Annotated in this window: 1 protein-coding gene; it reads left to right on the top strand. The window is 59.1% G+C overall.

Annotated elements, in window-relative coordinates:
* The first annotated feature begins 52 nt into the window (after window positions 1-52).
* Window positions 53-757 carry an IS6 family transposase gene (locus ACYQ6M_RS30335; RefSeq protein WP_460077692.1) on the top strand — a complete coding sequence of 235 codons (705 nt, stop codon included), beginning with the start codon at window positions 53-55 and terminating at the stop codon, window positions 755-757.
* Window positions 758-817 lie beyond the last annotated feature (60 nt).

Genomic DNA, 817 nt, shown 5'->3' with positions numbered 1-817 from the left:
GGCGATGTCACGGTAACGTCTTGTGAGGGGTGGCTGCGATAGACGCAGGATCATGAGCACTTCGCCAGTCAGTTACAAGCGCCACCGCTTCCCACCCCAGATCATCGCCCACGCAGTTTGGCTCTACTTTCGGTTTCCGCTGAGCCTGCGCCTTGTAGAGGAATTGCTCCTGGAGCGGGGCATTGCCGTCTCCTATGAAACGATCCGCCGCTGGGGAAAGAAGTTCGGCCCCGATTATGCGCGTCGCCTTCGCCGCAAGACACCCGGCGGGAACGATGTGTGGTATCTGGACGAGGTGGTCATCACCATTGCTGGCAGAAAACGCTGGCTATGGCGGGCCGTCGATCAGGACGGGTATGTGCTTGACGAAATCGTCCAGACGCGCCGCAACACCAAGGCTGCCAGGCGATTGCTGACCCGACTTCTGAGGAAGCAGGGCATCGCACCGAAGAGGATGATTACGGACAAGTTGCGCTCCTATGGAGCAGCCCGGCGACAGGTCATGCCACACGTCGAACACCGATCTCACAAGGGTCTGAACAACCGAGCCGAGAATTCTCATGTGCCGCTGCGAAAGCGAGAGCGGATGATGCAAGGCTTCCGATCACCGGGAGGCCTTCAGCGCTTCGTCTCTGTCTTCTCCGCTGTCCGTAACCTCTTCGTCCCACCCCGCTCACAACGCTTCGCATTCCAAAACCGCGTTCACCGTATCCAGGCGATCGCAGAGTGGAACGCTGCGGCCGGAGCCATGAGCTGAGATCAATCCTCGAGGCAGAAGTCCCCCATCCATCCGAATTCAAGTTAAGGTGACATCGCC

Source organism: Roseibium sp. ROS1 (assembly GCF_054658215.1).
Note: the sequence above shows the minus strand (reverse complement) of the source record. Positions and strands in the feature narration are given on the sequence as shown.